This is a genomic window from Adlercreutzia equolifaciens (assembly GCF_029076695.1).
Taxonomy (GTDB): Bacteria; Actinomycetota; Coriobacteriia; order Coriobacteriales; family Eggerthellaceae; genus Adlercreutzia; species Adlercreutzia equolifaciens_A.
In genome coordinates this window covers 1-318 of record NZ_JARFIK010000255.1, presented here as the reverse complement: position 1 = coordinate 318, position 318 = coordinate 1, and the positions used below count along the sequence as shown (strand labels likewise).

1 protein-coding gene is annotated in these 318 nt (G+C 61.0%); it reads left to right on the top strand.

Going from position 1 to position 318, the window contains the following annotated elements; genetic code table 11:
- Positions 1-318: ATP-binding cassette domain-containing protein (locus PZH32_RS12295; protein ID WP_275208534.1), on the top strand; the 318-nt coding region annotated here is incomplete at both ends.

The window sequence follows — 318 nt, the reverse complement described above, 5'->3', positions numbered from 1 at the left end:
GGACTTGCGCGACCGCACCATCGCCAGTTTGTCCGGCGGCCAGAAGCAGAAGGTGGCCGTGGCTTCCGTGATTGCCTTGCATCCGAAAGTGCTGGTGCTGGACGAGCCTACCGCTGAGCTGTATCCGGCTTCTTCCGTAGCAGTGTTCGACTTGCTGGCCCGCTACGCGCGCGAACATGGCACGACGGTCATTGTGGTGGAGCAAAAGATCGCGCTTTTGTCTGATTATGCCGACCTGCTGGTCATTGTGGATAACGGTCGCATTCGCGTCGCCGACACACCCGACGCGGTGCTGGACCACTCCGACGATCTGCTGGC